Here is a 1,178-nt window from a genome sequence, read left to right on the forward strand (position 1 = left end):
GCGGTCCCCCTTGTTTGTGAGAAGGCTGCTAAGTTTGTGATGGATTGAGGCGTTGGCGCGCCCCAATCCATCTGAAGACTGGACCGATATCCCCTGAGCTTAAAGGGCTGTTGGGGAGCAGGGTCACCTTTGGATTTCATGCCTCGGATGGTTGCATGGGCGTATGGGCCCGAAGACACAAGGGTGAGATCATGAAACAGGTTGAGTATAACATTGTATGTGCCGGCTTGGATATCGGCAAGACATGGCTTGATGCGGCTTTGGCGGAAGGCTGTGTTTGTCAGCGCTTTGCCAATACGGCGTCAGGTATTGCGCAGTTGCTGGCGTGGCTAAGATCGCATGGGGTCACGCGGATAGGTATGGAGGCTTCGGGTAACTACGAGCGCGATGCCCGAGAAGCGCTCGAAGCCGCGGCTTTCGAGGTGGTTGTGCATCAACCGCAGGAAGTGCGGGCGTTTGCGCGCTTCAAGCGTCTGCGTGCGAAGTCGGATAAGATTGATGCCGCTCTGATCGCGAAGGCGACCGCGCAATGGGAAGGCATGGTGGCCCGGCGCGACAAGGACCTGATCGAGATGGCGGAAATCCTGACCCTTTATGAACAGGTCAGCGATATGCTGGCGCAAGCCCGGACGATGGCCGAACATCACCGTTTGCAGGTGGTTTGCGAGGTTCAGGCGGAACTGGTCAGCCAGCTTGTGCGGCATAAGCAGGGCCTAATGGCCACGATCCTGCGTCGTATCCGCCAAAGGACGGATCTGGTTGCACGCTTTGACCTGTTGCGGAGCCTGCCCGGCGTCGGGCTTGTGGTGGCGGCGGTTCTGGTAATCCGGATGCCGGAGTTGGGGGCTCTCAAGTCCGGGCAAGCGGCATCATTGCTGGGGGTTGCGCCATTCGATCGCGATTCCGGTGCTATGAAAGGTATGCGCTTTATCACCGGTGGACGAGCGCGACCAAGAACCTTTGTTTACCTGGCCGCGCTCGCGGCAAAGCGAATGAAGGGCGGCTTCAAAGCCTTCGCTGAAAAGCTGCTGTCGGCGGGAAAACCGCCAAAGGTCGCCATCGTCGCCGTCATGCGTAAGCTTATTGAAGCCGCAAACATCGTGCTTAAGCGACAATCACTCTGGATACAGCGCGCTTAACTCACATGGTTGCTCCCCATCAGAGATGGGGAGGAATGA

Annotated in this window: 1 protein-coding gene; it reads left to right on the forward strand. The window is 57.9% G+C overall.

Annotation, left to right across the window (positions count from 1 at the left end; translation table 11 throughout):
* Nucleotides 1–191 precede the first annotated feature (191 nt).
* A complete protein-coding gene (locus PQU92_RS18740; protein WP_272749818.1) occupies nucleotides 192–1,139 on the forward strand; it encodes an IS110 family RNA-guided transposase in 948 nt (315 codons plus the stop codon).
* The last annotated feature ends 39 nt before the right edge of the window (nucleotides 1,140–1,178 follow it).

It is taken from the genome of Asticcacaulis aquaticus, assembly GCF_028550415.1.
Classification (GTDB): domain Bacteria; phylum Pseudomonadota; class Alphaproteobacteria; order Caulobacterales; family Caulobacteraceae; genus Asticcacaulis; species Asticcacaulis aquaticus.

Coding starts and splice junctions, on each gene's coding strand:
- PQU92_RS18740 (WP_272749818.1), top strand. CDS start 192: ATGAAACAGGTTGAGTATAACATTGTATGTGCCGGCTTGGATATCGGC.